Origin of the sequence: Thalassotalea sp. G20_0 (assembly GCF_017744175.1) — a bacterium.
Lineage (GTDB): Bacteria > Pseudomonadota > Gammaproteobacteria > Pseudomonadales > Endozoicomonadaceae > Endozoicomonas.
Genome location: NZ_JAGHQV010000343.1, coordinates 1 through 750, shown reverse-complemented (window position 1 = coordinate 750; position 750 = coordinate 1). Strand labels below are relative to the sequence as shown.

General features: G+C 50.9%; 1 protein-coding gene. It reads left to right on the top strand.

Translation table 11 applies throughout. The annotated features are described in order from the left end of the window. The coding region (locus J7438_RS26410) for a hypothetical protein (RefSeq protein WP_209278998.1) at window positions 1-750 on the top strand (750 nt) is incomplete at both ends.

Here is a 750-nt window from a genome sequence, read left to right as displayed (position 1 = left end):
GGGCAGGTTGATGAAGGAACGGTTGCCAACACCACGGCGGTGAACAGCCATGTCACAACCTTGGGTGAAGGTGCATTCGCCGGCATCGGGGGGGGGATTGTTACGGGGTGGCAGGGTAGTAAAGGAACGGTTGCCAACACCACGGCGGTGAACAGCTATGTCGATGGCACTGAAGTAAATATTGGATCTATCGCCAATGATCAGCTTCTTTGCCAAAAAGCAGACCCACGGGTGTTAACAGCCAATTGCTCTTCGCGAACAGAATTTCTGGATGCATTGGATTTGTCGTACAGTGATTCATGCCCGGTAAATACCGCTACATCCATTGCCGATGGTTCAAAACCCATAAAGATTAATGATGCAGAAACCCTGGGCAAGATTGGTAAAGATCCCCGCTATCCACTGGACGGTACCTATCAACAGACAGCGGATATTGTTGTCACTCAAGACTATCAATCCATTGGCGATGTTACCCATCCATTCACCGGGAAGTACGATGGGCAATGCCGTACCATCAGCGGTCTGTCTGACTGTTTTGTTGACACTCTGGAAGGCAGCATCAGTGACCTTCACTTTACTCGTGCCAATATAACAAATTCCCGGAAGGCGACCGGGTTAGCAGCCTGTGTTGTTGATGTTAATGGCACAGTCAGTAATATCCGGGCGGAAAATGTTCATATTGTCACCTCGGGTGAGGATGCATACGCCGGCATCGGGGGGGGGGCGGGTTTTCGGAACGGTTGCCAACAC